Source organism: Oceanimonas marisflavi (assembly GCF_003049725.1).
GTDB lineage: Bacteria > Pseudomonadota > Gammaproteobacteria > Enterobacterales > Aeromonadaceae > Oceanimonas > Oceanimonas marisflavi.
Genome location: NZ_QAGM01000030.1, coordinates 1 through 16,325, shown reverse-complemented (window position 1 = coordinate 16,325; position 16,325 = coordinate 1). Strand labels below are relative to the sequence as shown.

Annotated in this window: 14 protein-coding genes; 13 read left to right on the top strand and 1 reads right to left on the bottom strand. The window is 59.7% G+C overall.

Features of this window, described 5'->3' with window-relative positions:
• The first annotated feature begins 9 nt into the window (after nucleotides 1–9).
• The 5 genes from msbA (at nucleotide 10) to fbp (ending at nucleotide 4,781) form a co-directional block, all read left to right on the top strand.
• On the top strand, nucleotides 10–1,761 hold the full coding sequence (msbA, locus tag DA373_RS14700) for a lipid A ABC transporter ATP-binding protein/permease MsbA (protein WP_107853037.1): 1,752 nt from the start codon (nucleotides 10–12) through the stop codon (nucleotides 1,759–1,761).
• Entirely contained in the window at nucleotides 1,761–2,723 is a 963-nt protein-coding gene (gene lpxK, locus DA373_RS14695) for a tetraacyldisaccharide 4'-kinase (protein WP_107853036.1), read from the top strand. The genes msbA and lpxK overlap by 1 nt, the downstream gene beginning before the upstream one ends.
• Nucleotides 2,713–2,901 (top strand): Trm112 family protein, encoded by a 189-nt coding sequence (locus tag DA373_RS14690; protein ID WP_106454444.1) that lies wholly within the window; start codon nucleotides 2,713–2,715, stop codon nucleotides 2,899–2,901. Before lpxK ends, DA373_RS14690 begins: the two co-directional genes overlap by 11 nt.
• Complete coding sequence (gene kdsB, locus DA373_RS14685) at nucleotides 2,898–3,641, top strand: 3-deoxy-manno-octulosonate cytidylyltransferase (RefSeq protein ID WP_107853035.1); 744 nt, start codon at nucleotides 2,898–2,900, stop codon at nucleotides 3,639–3,641. Before DA373_RS14690 ends, kdsB begins: the two co-directional genes overlap by 4 nt.
• A 120-nt stretch (nucleotides 3,642–3,761) precedes the next feature.
• Entirely contained in the window at nucleotides 3,762–4,781 is a 1,020-nt protein-coding gene (gene fbp / locus DA373_RS14680) for a class 1 fructose-bisphosphatase (protein ID WP_107853034.1), read from the top strand.
• A gap of 183 nt (nucleotides 4,782–4,964) precedes the next feature.
• Here the strand turns inward: fbp and DA373_RS14675 are convergent, their stop codons facing one another.
• Nucleotides 4,965–6,254, bottom strand: coding sequence for a citrate synthase (locus tag DA373_RS14675; protein ID WP_107853033.1), 1,290 nt, complete (start codon nucleotides 6,252–6,254; stop codon nucleotides 4,965–4,967).
• A gap of 409 nt (nucleotides 6,255–6,663) precedes the next feature.
• Between DA373_RS14675 and sdhC the strand changes: the two genes are divergently transcribed.
• From sdhC to sucD, 8 genes are all read left to right on the top strand, one after another.
• Nucleotides 6,664–7,053 carry a succinate dehydrogenase cytochrome b556 subunit gene (sdhC, locus tag DA373_RS14670; RefSeq protein WP_107853032.1) on the top strand — a complete coding sequence of 130 codons (390 nt, stop codon included), beginning with the start codon at nucleotides 6,664–6,666 and terminating at the stop codon, nucleotides 7,051–7,053.
• Entirely contained in the window at nucleotides 7,047–7,391 is a 345-nt protein-coding gene (gene sdhD / locus DA373_RS14665) for a succinate dehydrogenase, hydrophobic membrane anchor protein (RefSeq protein WP_107853031.1), read from the top strand. The genes sdhC and sdhD overlap by 7 nt, the downstream gene beginning before the upstream one ends.
• A 1-nt stretch (nucleotide 7,392) precedes the next feature.
• Nucleotides 7,393–9,159, top strand: coding sequence for a succinate dehydrogenase flavoprotein subunit (gene sdhA, locus DA373_RS14660; protein WP_107853030.1), 1,767 nt, complete (start codon nucleotides 7,393–7,395; stop codon nucleotides 9,157–9,159).
• A 12-nt stretch (nucleotides 9,160–9,171) separates the two neighbouring features.
• Nucleotides 9,172–9,888 carry a succinate dehydrogenase iron-sulfur subunit gene (locus tag DA373_RS14655; RefSeq protein ID WP_107853029.1) on the top strand — a complete coding sequence of 239 codons (717 nt, stop codon included), beginning with the start codon at nucleotides 9,172–9,174 and terminating at the stop codon, nucleotides 9,886–9,888.
• A gap of 95 nt (nucleotides 9,889–9,983) precedes the next feature.
• Nucleotides 9,984–12,794, top strand: a complete 2,811-nt coding sequence (gene sucA / locus DA373_RS14650) for a 2-oxoglutarate dehydrogenase E1 component (RefSeq protein WP_107853028.1) — start codon at nucleotides 9,984–9,986, stop codon at nucleotides 12,792–12,794.
• Nucleotides 12,795–12,812: 18 nt separating this feature from the next.
• Nucleotides 12,813–14,027 (top strand): 2-oxoglutarate dehydrogenase complex dihydrolipoyllysine-residue succinyltransferase, encoded by a 1,215-nt coding sequence (odhB, locus tag DA373_RS14645; RefSeq protein WP_107853027.1) that lies wholly within the window; start codon nucleotides 12,813–12,815, stop codon nucleotides 14,025–14,027.
• A gap of 71 nt (nucleotides 14,028–14,098) precedes the next feature.
• Nucleotides 14,099–15,265 carry an ADP-forming succinate--CoA ligase subunit beta gene (sucC, locus tag DA373_RS14640; protein ID WP_107853026.1) on the top strand — a complete coding sequence of 389 codons (1,167 nt, stop codon included), beginning with the start codon at nucleotides 14,099–14,101 and terminating at the stop codon, nucleotides 15,263–15,265.
• 4 nt (nucleotides 15,266–15,269) lie between these two features.
• A complete protein-coding gene (sucD, locus tag DA373_RS14635; RefSeq protein ID WP_107853025.1) occupies nucleotides 15,270–16,142 on the top strand; it encodes a succinate--CoA ligase subunit alpha in 873 nt (290 codons plus the stop codon).
• The last annotated feature ends 183 nt before the right edge of the window (nucleotides 16,143–16,325 follow it).

The window sequence follows — 16,325 nt, the reverse complement described above, 5'->3', positions numbered from 1 at the left end:
AGAGACCTTATGTCCCAAGACGCACACTCCTCATCCTGGCCGGTGCTAAAGCGCCTGCTGGCCTATGTAAAGGAGCGCAAGCTCGGCCTGGTGGCCGCCATTATCGGCATGGCCGGCTACGCCGCCGTTGACACCACCTTTGTGTATTCCATCAAGCCGCTGATTGACGAGGGCCTGACCGGTGACAATCCAGCGGTACTCAAGTGGATGCCATTTTTCGTGATTGGTATCGTGTTCCTGCGGGGCCTTTGCACCTTTTTGTCGGGTTACTGCATGGCCTGGGTGGGCAACCATGTGGTGATGTCGCTGCAGCAGCAGGTGTTCGACAAGCTGATGGCCATGCCGGTGGCGTTTTTCGACAAGCACAATACCGGCAACCTGCTGTCCAAGGTGACCTACGACGCCTCTCAGGTGTCGTCGGCGGCCAGCTCTACGCTGGTGACCCTGGTGCGGGAAGGCGCCACCGTTATCGGCCTGCTGGGTCTGATGTTCTATCACTCCTGGCAACTGTCGCTGATCTTTTTTGTGGTCGGCCCTGTGGTGGGGGTGATGATCGCGGTGATCAGCCGCCGTTTCCGTCGCATCAGCAAGGGCATGCAGGCGGCCATGGGCAACATTACCAGCAGCACCGAGCAGATGCTCAAGGGCCACAAGGAAGTGCTGATGTTCAACGGCCAGCGAGTGGAAAGCGGCCGTTTCTTCAAGGTGAGCAACAAGGTTCGCCAGCAGAATATGAAAATGGTGGCCGCCGACGCCATCGGCACGCCGCTGGTGCAGGTGATTGCGTCTACCGCCCTGGCCATTCTGCTCTATGTGGCCAGCTTCGACGACATGCAGGAGCAACTGACGCCGGGCACCTTTACCGTGATCGTCACCTCCATGATGATGCTGATGCGCCCGCTCAAGAGCCTGACCCAGATCAACGGCCCCTATCAGCGCGGCATTGCCGCCTGTCAGAGCCTGTTTGAGCTGCTCGACAGCGAGGCCGAGCCCGATAACGGCACCCAGCCCCTGGAGCGCGCCAAGGGGCACATTGAATTTGATCGGGTGACCTTCCGTTACCCCACCAAGGAGGCGCCGGCGCTGAAGGAGGTGAGCTTTACCCTGGAGCCGGGCAAGACCATTGCCCTGGTGGGGCGCTCGGGCTCGGGCAAGAGCACCATCGCCAGCCTGCTGACCCGTTTCTACGACATCGACGAGGGCGAAATTCGTCTCGACGGTGTCAATATTCAGCATTACCGGCTGAGCGATTTGCGCCGCCAGTTTGCCTTGGTGTCCCAGCATGTGCATCTGTTTAACGACACCATCGCCAACAACATCGCCTATGCCGCTCAGGGTCAGTACAGCCGTGAGCAGATCGAGGCGGCGGCAAAGCTGGCCTACGCCGACGAATTTATCAGCAAGCTGGAGCAGGGCTATGACACAGTAATCGGTGAGAACGGCGCCAGCCTCTCTGGCGGTCAGCGTCAGCGCATCGCCATTGCCCGGGCGCTGCTGCGCAATGCGCCCTTGCTGATCCTGGATGAAGCCACCTCGGCACTGGATACCGAGTCGGAGCGCCATATTCAGGCGGCACTCGACGAGCTGCGCAAGGACAGAACCGCCCTGGTGATCGCCCACCGCTTGTCCACCATCGAAAACGCCGACGAGATCCTGGTGATCGACGAGGGTCGCATTGTGGAGCGGGGCAATCACAGTGAACTGATGGCGCATCATGGCGCCTATGCCCAGCTCAGGGCCATTCAGTTCGGCGAGCACTGATGCAGGCCTGGTACCGGAATGCCCCCTGGTTGTGGCTGTTGTGGCCGCTCAGTCTGTTGTTCAGGCTGATAAGCGGCCTGCGCCGGCGACTGTTCAAGCTCGGGGTCAAACAGAGTTACCGGGCACCGGTGCCGGTGGTGGTGGTGGGCAACCTCACCGTAGGCGGTAACGGCAAGACCCCCGTGGTGGTCTGGCTGGTGAACTGGCTGCGGAAGCAGGGCTATCACCCCGGGGTGATCAGCCGGGGTTATGGCGGCAACAGCGAGCACTATCCGCTGGTGCTGAATGCCAATACCACAGCCGCCCAGGCCGGCGACGAACCGGTACTGATTTACAAGCGTACCGGCTGCCCGGTGGTGGTGGGGCCGAAGCGGGCCGAGGCCGCCGAAAAACTGGCTGCGCTTGGCGCCGATATCATCATCAGTGACGACGGTCTGCAGCACTATGCGCTTGAACGCGACATTGAGCTGGTGGTGGTAGACGGCAAACGCCGCTTTGGCAATGACCGCTTGTTACCCATGGGACCACTGCGGGAAGGAAGATGGCGCCTGGCCAGCGTGGATGCGGTGATCAACAATGGCGGCCCCTGTGCGCCCGGTGAATATTTAATGACCCTGACCCCCGGCGAGCTGCAGCCGGTGAACACTGCAGGCAAGCCGCCGGTGCCGGGAGCGCGGGTGCACGCCATGGCCGGTATTGGCCATCCGCCCCGCTTTTTTACTACCCTGACCGAGCAGGGCTTTATACTGGACAAACAACTGGCGTTGGCCGATCACAAGGCGGTCCTGCCGGCGCAGCTGGCGGGGCTTGCCGATGCGCCCTTGCTGATGACCGAAAAGGACGCCGTCAAATGGCCGGGAGGGCATGAGAACGGCTGGTATCTGCCGGTCAACGCCTGTCTGCCACCCGAATTTGAAGATCTGTTGCTTAACCGACTGAAGGAGCTGAATCATGGCGATTGACGCCAAGCTGGTGGAAATCATTGCCTGCCCGGTATGCAAGGGCAAGCTGCAACTGGACCGGGAGCATAACGAGCTGGTGTGCCGGTTTGATCGTCTGGCTTATCCGATCACCGAAAATATTCCGGTGCTGCTGGAAAGCCGGGCCCGCAAACTGGATCTGGACGAGCTGCCGGGATGAGTTTCATTGTTGTCATTCCCGCCCGCATGAGCTCCACCCGTTTGCCGGGCAAGCCCCTGGCGGATATTCATGGCAAACCCATGATTCAGTGGGTGGCGGAGCAGGCGCTGAAAAGCGGGGCGCACAGAGTGGTGGTGGCCACCGACGACGAGCGCATCAAGAATGCCCTGGCCGGTTGTAACGTGGAAGTGTGTCTTACCGGCAGTCATCACGAGTCCGGTACCGAGCGGCTGGCGGAGGTGGTGGAGCGGCTGGCTCTGGCCCCCGACGATATCGTGGTTAACGTACAGGGCGACGAGCCCCTGTTGCCGCCGGTGCTGGTGGATCAGGTGGCGGAGCTGCTGGCGGCCAGCACAGCGCCCATGGCGACCCTGGGAACGCCGCTGCTGGATGCGCACGAGCTGACCGATCCCAATGTGGTCAAGGTGGTGCACAGCCTGCACGGCCAGGCGCTGTATTTCAGCCGGGCGGCCATTCCCTTTGACCGGGACGGCATGGATGCGGATCAGCCCTGCCTTGAACACTGTCTGCGTCATATCGGCATCTATGCTTACCGGGCGGGCTTTATTCGCCGCTATGTGGCCTTGCCCGCCGGCCCGCTGGAGCGGCTGGAAAAACTGGAGCAGCTGCGGGTGCTGTGGCACGGCGAAAGCATTGCGCTTGGGGTGGCCCGGCAGGTACCCCCGGCGGGAGTGGATACGCCGGCAGATCTGGAGGCGGTGTGCAGGCATCTGGCTTGACGCTGAGCCGGCTATCTTGCTTCGCTGACTAAATTAACTGCAAAAAAAAAGTGAAACGGGTACATTGCCCGCTAAACGGGGTGGCGCTGCCGCCCGCAACGGAAATGTTTGAGGAAAAGTATGATTACCCTGGGTGAATACATCGTAAAGACACAGTCCGAACACCCCAGCGCCACCGGTGAGCTGACCTCGCTGCTGTCGTCCATTCGTCGCGCCGCCAAGATCGTCAACCGCGAGATCAACCGGGCCGGTCTGGTCACCGACATTATCGGTGGCAGCAACGGCAGCGAAAACGTGCAGGGGGAAGTGCAGCAGAAGCTGGATGTGTTCGCCAACGACAAGTTCAAGGCGGCCCTGGAAGCCCGTGGCGAGGTGTGCGGCATTGCCTCGGAAGAAGAAGACTACTTCGTCTGTTTCGACAGCGCCAAGCGCAGCGATGCCAAGTACGTGGTGCTGATGGATCCCCTGGACGGCTCCTCCAATATCGACGTGAACGTGTCTGTGGGCACCATCTTCTCCATCTACCGCCGTATCAGCGAGCCGGGCACGCCCGTGGTGATGGAAGACTTTCTGCAGCCGGGTGTGAATCAGGTGGCCGCCGGCTACGTGGTGTATGGCTCGTCCACCATGCTGGTATACACCACCGGCAACGGTGTGCACGGCTTTACCTACGATCCGTCACTCGGCTCCTTCTGTCTGTCTCATGAAAACATTCGTATTCCCGAAGAGGGCAGAATCTACTCCATCAACGAGGGTAACTACATCAAGTTCCCCGAGGGGGTGAAAAAGTACCTCAAGTACTGCCAGGAGCAGGACGAGGCCACCAAGCGCCCTTACACTTCCCGTTATATCGGCTCTCTGGTGTCCGACTTTCACCGCAACATGCTCAAGGGTGGTATCTACATTTACCCGTCCGGCACCAATGCGCCCAACGGCAAGCTGCGTCTGCTGTATGAGTGCAACCCGCTGGCATTCCTGGCCGAGCAGGCCGGTGGCAGGGCCAGTGACGGTTACCAGCGTATCATGGAAATCAAGCCCACCGAGCTGCACCAGCGCACGCCCTACTTCGTGGGCTCCACCGCCATGGTGGAAAAGGCGGAGAGCCTGATGGCCGAGTTCTCCAAACCCGCTGGGGAATAAAGGCAAGGGCAAAACATTTACTCAACGTCCCACTGAGCTGTAGGCGCCGCTTTAGCCGGCGCAAATCAACCTGCGGCTCAGAATTAACGCCCTGCTGCGCAGGCCCTGCCAACTAAAGTGGCAGCTACAACAGACACAAAAAAGGCCGGCATATGCCGGCCTTTTTGCAGGGTAAAGCGCAACTTACTTGTCGGCTACCTGGCTCTTGAACTCGCGCTCGGGCGCACCGGTGTACAGCTGGCGCGGACGGCCGATCTTCTGCTTGGGATCGGACATCATTTCGTTCCAGTGTGACATCCAGCCCACGGTACGGGCCAGGGCGAAGATCACGGTAAACATGCTGGTGGGAATGCCGATGGCCTTCAGAATGATACCGGAGTAGAAGTCCACGTTCGGGTACAGCTTGCGTTCCACGAAGTATTCATCGGACAGCGCGATGCGCTCCAGCTCCATGGCCACGTCCAGCAGCGGATCTTCAATCTTGAGATCGTCCAGCACTTCATGGCAGGTTTCACGCATCACCTTGGCGCGGGGGTCGAAGTTCTTGTATACCCGGTGACCAAAGCCCATCAGACGGAAGGGGTCGTCCTTGTCCTTGGCGCGCTCGATAAACTCGGGGATACGATCCACAGAGCCGATTTCTTCCAGCATGCGCAGACAGGCCTCGTTGGCACCGCCGTGAGCCGGTCCCCACAGGGATGCAATGCCCGCAGCGATACAGGCGAACGGGTTGGCGCCGCTGGAGCCGGACAGGCGTACGGTGGAGGTGGAGGCGTTCTGCTCGTGATCCGCATGCAGGGTAAAGATGCGGTCCATGGCTTTTTCCACCACCGGATTCACCCGGTAGTCTTCACAGGGCACGGCAAACATCATCTGCAGGAAGTTGCCGGCGTAGCTCAGTTCGTTGCGCGGATACACAAACGGCTGACCCACGGAATATTTATAGGCCATGGCGGCAATGGTCGGCATCTTGGCGATCAGGCGCTGGGCGGCCAGCTCGCGGTGTACCGGATCATTGATGTCCATGGGATCGTGGTAGAAGGCCGACAGGCCGGCGATCACACCACACACGATGGACATGGGGTGAGCGTCACGGCGGTAGCCCTTGAAGAAGGAGGACAGCTGCTCGTGCACCATGGTGTGGCGCATGATATCACGGCTGAACTTCTCATACTGCTTGGCGGTAGGGGCATCGCCATAGAGCAGCAGGTAGCATACTTCCAGGTAGCTGGCGTCCTGAGCCAGTTGCTCGATGGGATAGCCGCGATGCAGCAGAATACCCTGATCACCGTCGATGTAGGTGATTTCGGACTGACAGGAAGCGGTCGCCAGAAAGCCGGGGTCGTAGGTGAAGTAGCCGTGTGAGCCGAGAGAACTGATATCGATCACATCATAGCCAGCGGTGCCGGAGGCAATCGGAAGCTCAACGGGTTCCTTGCCGGGCAGATGCAGAGTGGCCTTTTGGTCAGCCATAGCACGTCTCCTTTGCTTTTTATAATAGGTCCATGAGTAAGAGCATTTTTACACAGAACGACTGAATTTTTAATCATTTCTGCTTCTCATGGTGCCGGCATATTGAAAACAAAGCAGGGGGTAATGTCAATTTTCCTCGACAGGCGCAACAGGCCGTTAACCCCGTTGTGCGATCGGCTTTACAGAATTCGCAATTGATTCAGGCGCTTCGTTGTATTTGTTGATTCCCTCCTTATACTGGTTTTCCGAGGGTATAGGACGCAGTTGTGGCCATGCCGCAGTCGTACTGCCAGCGCTGTTTCAGCCTCTGGGCAAAAGCAGTCACAGCAGCTTGTTCTCGGTCATGACCTCAGTCCATATATCCGGGTAATGTCTGTCAAAACAATAACTAACGTGCTCAATCGAGCTAGTGGGCAAGACTGTGACTAAAAAACAGAGACCTGTAAACCTCGACCTACGGACTATTCGCCAGCCCGTCGCCGCCATCTCTTCCATTCTGCACCGGGTATCCGGCGTGATCACCCTGTTTGCGCTGGCCATCCTGTTATGGCTACTCAGTGAATCCCTCTCCTCCGAGCAGGGCTTCAATGCAGTGGTGGAAATTATGGACGGCTTCTTTGTCGGCTTCATCCTCTGGGGTGTGCTGACCGCACTGGCCTATCACATTGTAGGCGGCATTCGCCACCTTATCATGGATCTGGGCTATTGCGAGGAGCTTGAATCGGGCGCACTGAGTGCCAAGGTGGTATTTGGTGTGACTATCGTTCTGTCACTGCTGGCGGGGGTTCTGGTATGGTAACCAATTCTGCATCCTTTGGTCGCAGCGGTGTGCACGACTTTCTGCTGCTGCGTGCGACTGCTGTCATTCTGACCCTGTACACCCTGTATCTGGTCGGCTTTATCGCGTTTAACGACATCACTTACGCCAGCTGGACCGGCTTTTTTGAAGGCACCTTTACCCGGGTGTTTACGCTGCTGGCTCTGTTCAGCGTGCTGATGCACGGCTGGATTGGCGCCTGGCAGGTGCTGTCCGATTACGTCAAACCGGCGTTGTGGCGGGGCATCGCCCAGTTCGCCGTGGTGGTATTGCTGCTGTCCTATCTGCTGACCGGTATCGTTGTTTTGTGGGGTGTATAAGGTGACTATTGCTATTCGAGAATTCGACGCCGTGGTAATCGGCGCCGGCGGTGCCGGTATGCGCGCCGCCCTTCAGATTGCTGAATCGGGCAAGAGCTGTGCGCTGTTGTCCAAGGTATTTCCGACCCGTTCTCATACCGTGTCCGCTCAGGGCGGCATCACGGTGGCGCTGGGCAATGCCCACGATGACAACTGGGAATGGCACATGTACGACACCGTCAAGGGCTCCGACTATATCGGTGACCAGGACGCCATCGAGTTTATGTGCCAGACCGGCCCCGAGGCCATCCTCGAGCTGGAAAAAATGGGCCTGCCGTTCTCCCGTTTCGATAACGGCAAGGTGTATCAGCGTCCCTTTGGCGGTCAGTCCAAGGCCTTTGGTGGCGAGCAGGCGGCCCGTACTGCCGCCGCCTCTGACCGTACCGGCCATGCGCTGCTGCACACCCTGTACCAGCAGAACGTTAAACACAAAACCACCGTGTTCTCAGAGTGGTATGCGCTGGATCTGGTGAAAAACCAGGATGGTGACGTGGTGGGCTGTACCGCCATCGACATCGAAACCGGCGAAGTGGTCTACTTCAAGTCCAAGGCCACCATTCTGGCTACCGGCGGCGCCGGTCGTATCTTCCAGTCCACCACCAACGCCCACATCAACACCGGTGACGGTGTCGGCATGGCGCTGCGCGCCGGCGTACCGGTGCAGGACATGGAAATGTGGCAGTTCCACCCCACCGGTATCGCCGGTGCCGGCGTGCTGGTGACCGAAGGTTGCCGGGGCGAGGGCGGTTATCTGCTGAACAAGGACGGCGAGCGCTTTATGGAGCGTTATGCCCCCAACGCCAAGGACCTGGCCGGCCGTGACGTGGTGGCCCGCTCCATGATGATCGAGATCCGTGAAGGCCGCGGCTGCGATGGCCCCTGGGGTCCGCACATCAAGCTGAAGCTGGATCACCTGGGCAAGGACGTACTGGAAAGCCGTCTGCCCGGTATCTGCGAGCTGTCCCGTACCTTTGCTCATGTGGATCCGGTGAAAGAGCCGATTCCGGTGATTCCTACCTGTCACTACATGATGGGCGGCATTCCCACTAACGTACACGGCCAGGCCCTGAAGCAGGACGCCAACGGCAACGACGTACCGGTGAAAGGCCTGTTCGCGGTGGGCGAGATCGCCTGCGTATCGGTGCACGGCGCCAACCGTCTGGGCGGCAACTCGCTGCTGGATCTGGTGGTGTTTGGTCGTGCCGTGGGCCGTCACCTGACCGAGGCCCTGAACGAGCTGGGCGACAGCCGCGCGGCGTCCGAGTCGGATCTGGAGGCCTCCCTGACCCGCTATAACCGCTGGGAAAACACCCGCAGCGGCGAAGACCCGGTGCAGATCAGAAAGGATCTGCAGCAGTGCATGCAGAACAACTTCTCGGTATTCCGGGAAGGTGACGCCATGGCGTCCGGTCTGGCTGAACTGAAGGAAATTCGCGAGCGTCTGAAGTCTGCCCGCCTGGATGACACCAGCCGAGACTTCAACACCCAGCGTATCGAATGTCTGGAACTGGACAACCTGATGGAAACCGCCTACGCCACCGCAGTGGCCGCGAACTTCCGTACCGAGTCCCGTGGTGCTCATTCCCGTTTCGACTATCCGGACCGGGACGACGAGAACTGGCTGTGCCACTCGCTGTACAGCCCCGAGACCGAGTCCATGACCCGACGTTCCGTGAATATGTCACCGGTTACCCGTGACGCATTCCCGCCCAAAGCACGTACCTACTAAGGGGAGGCGATAATGCAAATTACCATTTCCGTCTATCGCTACAATCCGGAAACCGATGCCAAGCCCTATATGAAGGACTACCGGCTCGAGGTGGCCGAAGGTTCCGACATGATGGTGCTCGACGCGCTGATTCAGCTGAAAGAGCAGGAGCCCAGCCTGGCGTTCCGTCGCTCCTGCCGCGAAGGCGTGTGCGGCTCCGACGGCCTGAACATGAACGGCAAGAACGGCCTGGCCTGTATCACTCCGCTGTCCGATCTGCTGGGCAAGGACAACAAGGTTGTCATTCGCCCGCTGCCGGGCCTGCCGGTGGTGCGCGATCTGGTGGTGGACATGACCCAGTTCTACACCCAGTGGGAGAAGGTCAAGCCCTTCCTGATTGCCGAAGACAAACAGCCGCCGGCGCGGGAGCGTCTGCAGTCACCGGAAGAACGGGAAAAACTGGATGGCCTGTATGAGTGCATTCTGTGCGCCTGCTGCTCCACTTCCTGCCCGTCCTTCTGGTGGAACCCGGACAAGTTTATCGGCCCGGCCGGTCTGCTGGCAGCCTACCGCTGGCTGATCGACAGCCGTGACACCGCCACCGATGAGCGCTTGTCCAACCTGGATGACGCCTTCAGCGTGTTCCGCTGCCACGGCATCATGAACTGCGTGAACGTGTGTCCCAAGGGCCTGAACCCCACCAAGGCCATTGGCAACATCAAGTCCATGCTGCTGAAACGGGCAGTATAAACGTCCCGAATAAAAAAGTTGCCGCCCGCAAGGGCGGCATTGACTCGACGACCAGAACGACAGTAGCCCTGTCGCGAAGTGACAAAGGGATAAAGATGCACAACGGCGTAATGCAAGCCTGGCTGGATTCTTCTCACCTGGCCGGTGCCAATGCGACCTATGTAGAAGACCTTTATGAGGCCTACCTGGCCGATCCCGACTCCGTTCCCGAGGAATGGCGCGCCGTGTTCGACGGACTGCCATCCGCCGAAGCGCCGGTGCAGGATCAGCCTCATTCACAAGTGAGAGATTATTTCCGCCGCCTCGCCAAAGACACTTCCCGCTATGCCACCCCGGTCAGTGATCCCCACACTGACGCCAAGCAGGTCAAGGTACTGCAGCTGATTAACGCCTATCGTTTTCGTGGCCATCAGAATGCCAACCTGGACCCGCTGGATCTGTGGAACCGCGAGCCGGTGGCCGAGCTGGACCCGGCTTTTCACAACCTGACCGGTGCCGATCTTGAAGCCACCTTCAACGTGGGCTCCTATGCCATCGGCAGCGAGACCATGAAGCTGAAGGATCTGGTGTCGGCGCTGAAAAAAACCTACTGCGGCTCAGTGGGTGCGGAATACATGCACATCACCAGCACTCGGGAAAAACGCTGGATCCAGAGCCAGCTTGAGCCGGTGGTGGGTGCGCCCAAATACACCGACGAAGACAAGCAGCGCTTCCTCGACAGCCTGACCGCCGCCGAGGGTCTGGAGAAATACTTGGGCGCCAAGTTCCCGGGTGCCAAGCGTTTCTCCCTGGAAGGGGGCGATGCCCTGATCCCCATGACCAAGGAGCTCATTCGCCGGTTTGGTGAAAAGGGTGGTCGTGAAGTGGTGATCGGCATGGCTCACCGGGGTCGTCTGAACATGCTGGTCAATGTGCTGGGCAAGCGCCCGCAAGACCTGTTCGACGCCTTTGCCGGCAAGTACGACACCCAAAGCTCCGGTGACGTGAAATACCACATGGGCTTCAGCTCCGACTTCGACACCCCGGGCGGCCCGGTACACCTGGCGCTGGCGTTCAACCCGTCACACCTGGAAATCGTCAACCCGGTAGTTATCGGCTCGGTACGCGCCCGTATGGACCGCCTCGACAACCCCGATGGCCGTCAGGTACTGCCGGTGACCATTCACGGTGACTCGGCCTTTGCCGGTCAGGGCGTGGTAGCAGAAACCTTTAACATGTCGCTGACCCGTGGCTACGGGGTGGGCGGTACCGTGCGCATCGTGATCAACAACCAGGTGGGCTTTACCACCTCGAACCCGCGCGATACCCGCTCTACCGAGTACTGTACCGACATCGCCAAGATGGTGCAGGCGCCCATCTTCCATGTGAACGCCGACGATCCGGAAGCCGTGGTGCAGGTGACTCAGCTGGCGCTGGACTTCCGTAACGAGTTTGGCCGCGATGTGGTCATCGATCTGGTGTGCTACCGCCGTCACGGCCACAACGAGGCCGACGAGCCGAGCGCCACTCAGCCGCTGATGTACCAGAAGATCAAAAAGCACCCCACACCGCGCAAGATCTATGCCGATCGCCTGATTGAAAACGGTACCGTTTCGGCAGAGCAGGTCACCACCATGATCAACGAATACCGGGATGCGCTGGATCACGGTGAATGTGTGGTCAAGGAATGGCGGCCGATGCAGAAGCATTCGGTGGACTGGTCACCCTATCTGGGCCACGAGTGGGACATGGCCTATGACTCCACCTATGACCTCGACAAGCTCAAGGATCTGGGCGATCGCCTGACCCGTTATCCGGAAACCCATACCCTGCAGCGCCAGGTGGCCAAGATTTACGCCGACCGCAAGCTGATGGCTCAGGGCGAAAAGCTGGTGGACTGGGGCTTTGCCGAGACACTGGCCTACGCCACCCTGTGTGACAACGGTTACGAAGTGCGTCTCACCGGCCAGGACTCGGGTCGTGGCACCTTCTTCCACCGTCATGCGGTGCTGCACAACCAGAACGATGCCAGCATTTACACCCCGCTGTGCTATCTGTCGGAAGATCAGGGGCAGTTCCAGGTGTATGACTCGGTGCTGAGCGAAGAGGCGGTCATGGCCTTTGAATACGGCTATGCCACCGCCGAGCCCGTGGGCCTGACCATCTGGGAAGCCCAGTTCGGTGACTTCGCCAACGGTGCCCAGGTGGTGATCGACCAGTTCCTCAGCTCCGGTGAACAGAAGTGGGGCCGCATGTGCGGACTGACCCTGCTGCTGCCTCATGGTTACGAAGGTCAGGGCCCCGAGCACTCCAGTGCCCGTCTTGAGCGTTATCTGCAACTGTGCGCCGAGCACAATATGCAGGTGTGTGTGCCCACCACCCCGGCTCAGGTGTTCCACATGCTGCGCCGCCAGGTGCTGCGCCCCATGCGCCGGCCGCTGGTGGTAATGACGCCCAAGTCGCTGCTGCGTCATCCGCTGGCCGTTTCCGAGCTGGAAACTTTGGCCCAGGGCACATTCCAGAACGCCATTGGCGAAATAGATGATCTGGATCCCAAAGGCGTCAAGCGTGTGATTCTTTGTGCCGGCAAGGTGTATTACGATCTGCTGGAAGCGCGTCGCAAGAACGAACAGACCGATGTGGCGATCATTCGGATTGAGCAGCTGTATCCCTTCCCGCAGGAAGAAGTGGCCGCGATTCTGGCTGACTACCAGCACGTGACCGATTTCGTCTGGTGTCAGGAAGAGCCGCAAAACCAGGGCGCCTGGTATTGCAGCCAGCACCATTTCCGGGCCGCGATTCCGGAGGGTGCCAAACTGAGCTACGCCGGCCGTGAAGCCTCGGCGTCTCCGGCGGTGGGTTACACCTCTGTTCATTTACAACAACAAAAAGCGTTGGTGGAAGATGCACTGACGCCTAAAGCTTAATGCACTAAGGACATATTGATGAGCATCGAAATCAAGGTTCCCGACCTCCCAGAATCCGTTGCTGACGCCACCATCGCCACCTGGCACAAGCAACCCGGCGACAGTGTAGAGCGCGACGAAGTGATCGTCGATATCGAAACCGACAAGGTGGTACTGGAAGTGCCGGCCCCCGAGGCCGGTGTGCTGGAAGCCATTATGGAAGACGCCGGCGCCACCGTGCTGGGCCAGCAGGTGATCGGCAAGCTCAAGCAGGGCGCCAAGGCCGGTGAAGAAACCAGGGAAAAGCCCGCCACCAATGGTGAAGCCAAGGCCGAGGCCAAGAGCGATGCCGGTGACGGCGACGATCTGAGCCCGGCGGTGCGCCGTCTGGTGGCCGAGCACAACATCGACGTGAGCAAGCTGTCCGGCTCCGGCAAGGGCGGCCGTATCACCAAGGAAGATGTGGAAGCCTTTATCAAGGACGGCGGCAAGGCCAAAACCGCTGACAAGCCGGTAGCGGCCAAGGCGGAAGCACCGCTGGTGTCGCCGGGTGAGCGCGATCAGAAGCGGGTGCCCATGACTCGCCTGCGCAAGCGGGTGGCCGAGCGTCTGCTGGAAGCCAAGAACACCACCGCCATGCTGACCACCTTCAACGAGGTCAACATGAAGCCGATCATGGAGCTGCGCAAGCAGTACCAGGACATCTTCGAGAAGCGCCACGGCATTCGTCTGGGCTTTATGTCCTTCTATGTGAAGGCCGTGGTCGAGTCGCTCAAGCGCTTCCCGGAAGTGAACGCGTCCATCGATGGCGACGATATCGTTTACCACAACTACTTTGATGTCAGCATCGCCGTGTCCACCCCCCGTGGTCTGGTGACCCCGGTTCTGCGCGACTGCGATCGCCTGAGCCTGGCCGACATCGAGAAGGGCATCAAGGAGCTGGCCATCAAGGGCCGTGACGGCAAGCTGACCGTGGACGAGCTGTCCGGCGGCAACTTCACCATCACCAACGGTGGTGTGTTCGGATCCCTGATGTCTACCCCCATCATCAACCCGCCGCAGAGCGCCATTCTGGGTATGCACAAAATCCAGGATCGCCCCATGGCGGTGGACGGCAAGGTGGAAATTTTGCCGATGATGTATCTGGCGCTGTCTTACGATCATCGCCTGATCGACGGCCGCGAGTCGGTCAGCTTCCTGGTGTCCATCAAGGAGCTGCTGGAAGATCCGACCCGTCTGCTGCTGGACGTATAAGCCAACAATAACAAGAGGGCGGGCCTGTCCCGCCCCATGCCCTGAACCCAACACAACAACGGAAACACAACATGAATTTGCATGAATATCAGGCAAAACAGCTGTTCGCCGAATACGGTCTGCCCGTATCCGAAGGCTACGCATGTGACAACCCGCAGGAAGCGGTAGAAGCGGCCAGCAAGATTGGCGGTGACATGTGGGTGGTAAAGTGTCAGGTACATGCCGGTGGTCGCGGCAAGGCCGGCGGCGTCAAGCTGGCCAAGAGCAAGGAAGAGATCCGCGAGTTTGCGGAAAACTGGCTGGGCAAGAATCTGGTGACCTACCAGACCGACGCCAAGGGACAGCCGGTGGCCAAGATCCTGGTGGAGTCGTGCACCGACATAGCCAAGGAGCTTTACCTGGGTGCGGTCGTGGACCGTGGTACCCGTCGTGTGGTGTTCATGGCATCAACCGAAGGTGGCGTTGAGATCGAAAAGGTGGCCGAAGAGACCCCCGAACTGATCCACAAGGCCGCCATCGATCCTCTGGTAGGCCCCCAGCCCTATCAGGGTCGTGAGCTGGCATTCAAACTGGGCCTGAAAGGCGACCAGATCAAGCAGTTCACCAAAATTTTCTTAGGCCTGGGACAGATGTTCCTGGACTATGATTTCGCCCTGCTCGAAATCAACCCCCTGGTGATCACCGAGGCCGGCAATCTGCATTGCCTGGACGGCAAGATCAACATCGACTCCAATGCCCTGTACCGTCAGCCCAAGCTGCGCGATATGCACGATCCGTCCCAGGACGATGCCCGTGAAGCTCACGCCGCCAAGTGGGAGCTGAACTACGTGGCGCTGGACGGCAACATCGGCTGCATGGTCAACGGTGCCGGTCTGGCCATGGGCACCATGGACATCGTCAACCTGCACGGCGGCTCGCCTGCCAACTTCCTCGACGTGGGCGGTGGCGCCACCAAGGAGCGGGTGACCGAAGCGTTCAAGATTATTCTCTCCGACAGCAATGTGAAAGCGGTGCTGGTGAACATCTTCGGCGGCATTGTGCGCTGTGACATGATCGCCGAAGGCATTATCGGTGCGGTGAAGGAAGTGGGCGTAAAAGTACCCGTGGTGGTACGCCTGGAAGGCAACAATGCCGAAGCCGGCACCGCCAAGCTGGACGAATCCGGTCTCAACATCATCGCCGCCACCAGCCTGACCGATGCCGCGGTTCAGGTCGTTAACGCCGCCAAGGGGAAATGACAGCATGAGCATTCTGATCAACAAAGACACCAAGGTCATCTGCCAGGGCTTCACCGGCGGTCAGGGCACCTTCCACTCCGAACAGGCCATCGAGTACGGTACGCAAATGGTCGGCGGCGTGTCCCCGGGCAAGGGCGGTACCACCCATCTGGGTCTGCCGGTGTTCAACACAGTGCGCGAAGCCGTGGAAGCCACCGGCGCCACCGCTACCGTGATCTACGTACCGGCTGCCTTCTGCAAGGACGCCATTCTGGAAGCCATCGACGCCGGCATTGAGCTGATCGTGACCATCACCGAGGGCATTCCCACCCTCGACATGCTGGACGTGAAAGTGAAGCTGGACGAAGCCGGCGTGCGCATGATCGGCCCGAACTGCCCCGGCGTGATCACCCCTGACGAGTGCAAGATCGGCATCATGCCCGGCCATATTCACAAGAAGGGCAAGGTGGGCATCGTGTCCCGTTCCGGCACCCTGACTTATGAAGCGGTCAAGCAGACCACAGACGAAGGCTTTGGCCAGTCCAGCTGCGTGGGCATCGGCGGCGACCCCATTCCCGGCTCCAACTTCATCGATATTCTGAAGCTGTTCCAGGAAGATCCGGAAACCGAAGCCATTGTGATGATCGGTGAAATCGGCGGCACCGCCGAAGAAGAAGCCGCCGCCTTCATCAAGGCCAACGTCACCAAGCCGGTGGTGTCCTACATCGCCGGTGTGACCGCTCCTCCGGGCAAGCGCATGGGCCATGCCGGCGCCATCATCTCCGGCGGCAAGGGCACCGCAGACGAAAAGTTTGCCGCCCTGCAGGACGCCGGTGTGAAAACCGTACGCTCCCTGGCCGACATTGGCGCTGCCCTGCGGGAAGTGACCGGCTGGTAAAAGAAAGCCTGAAGCGCGAAGCTTGAAGCTGGAAGAAAAAGGAGCCGAAAGGCTCCTTTTTTGTTTGCCCAGCGAAGCTGGCAAACCCGTCAGGTTGAAAGAAACCTGAATCACCCTGACTGAGGGGAAGATAATCCGAATGGCAAGGGCGCTGTTGGCCAACGGCAGGGCCTGAAGGAAGCC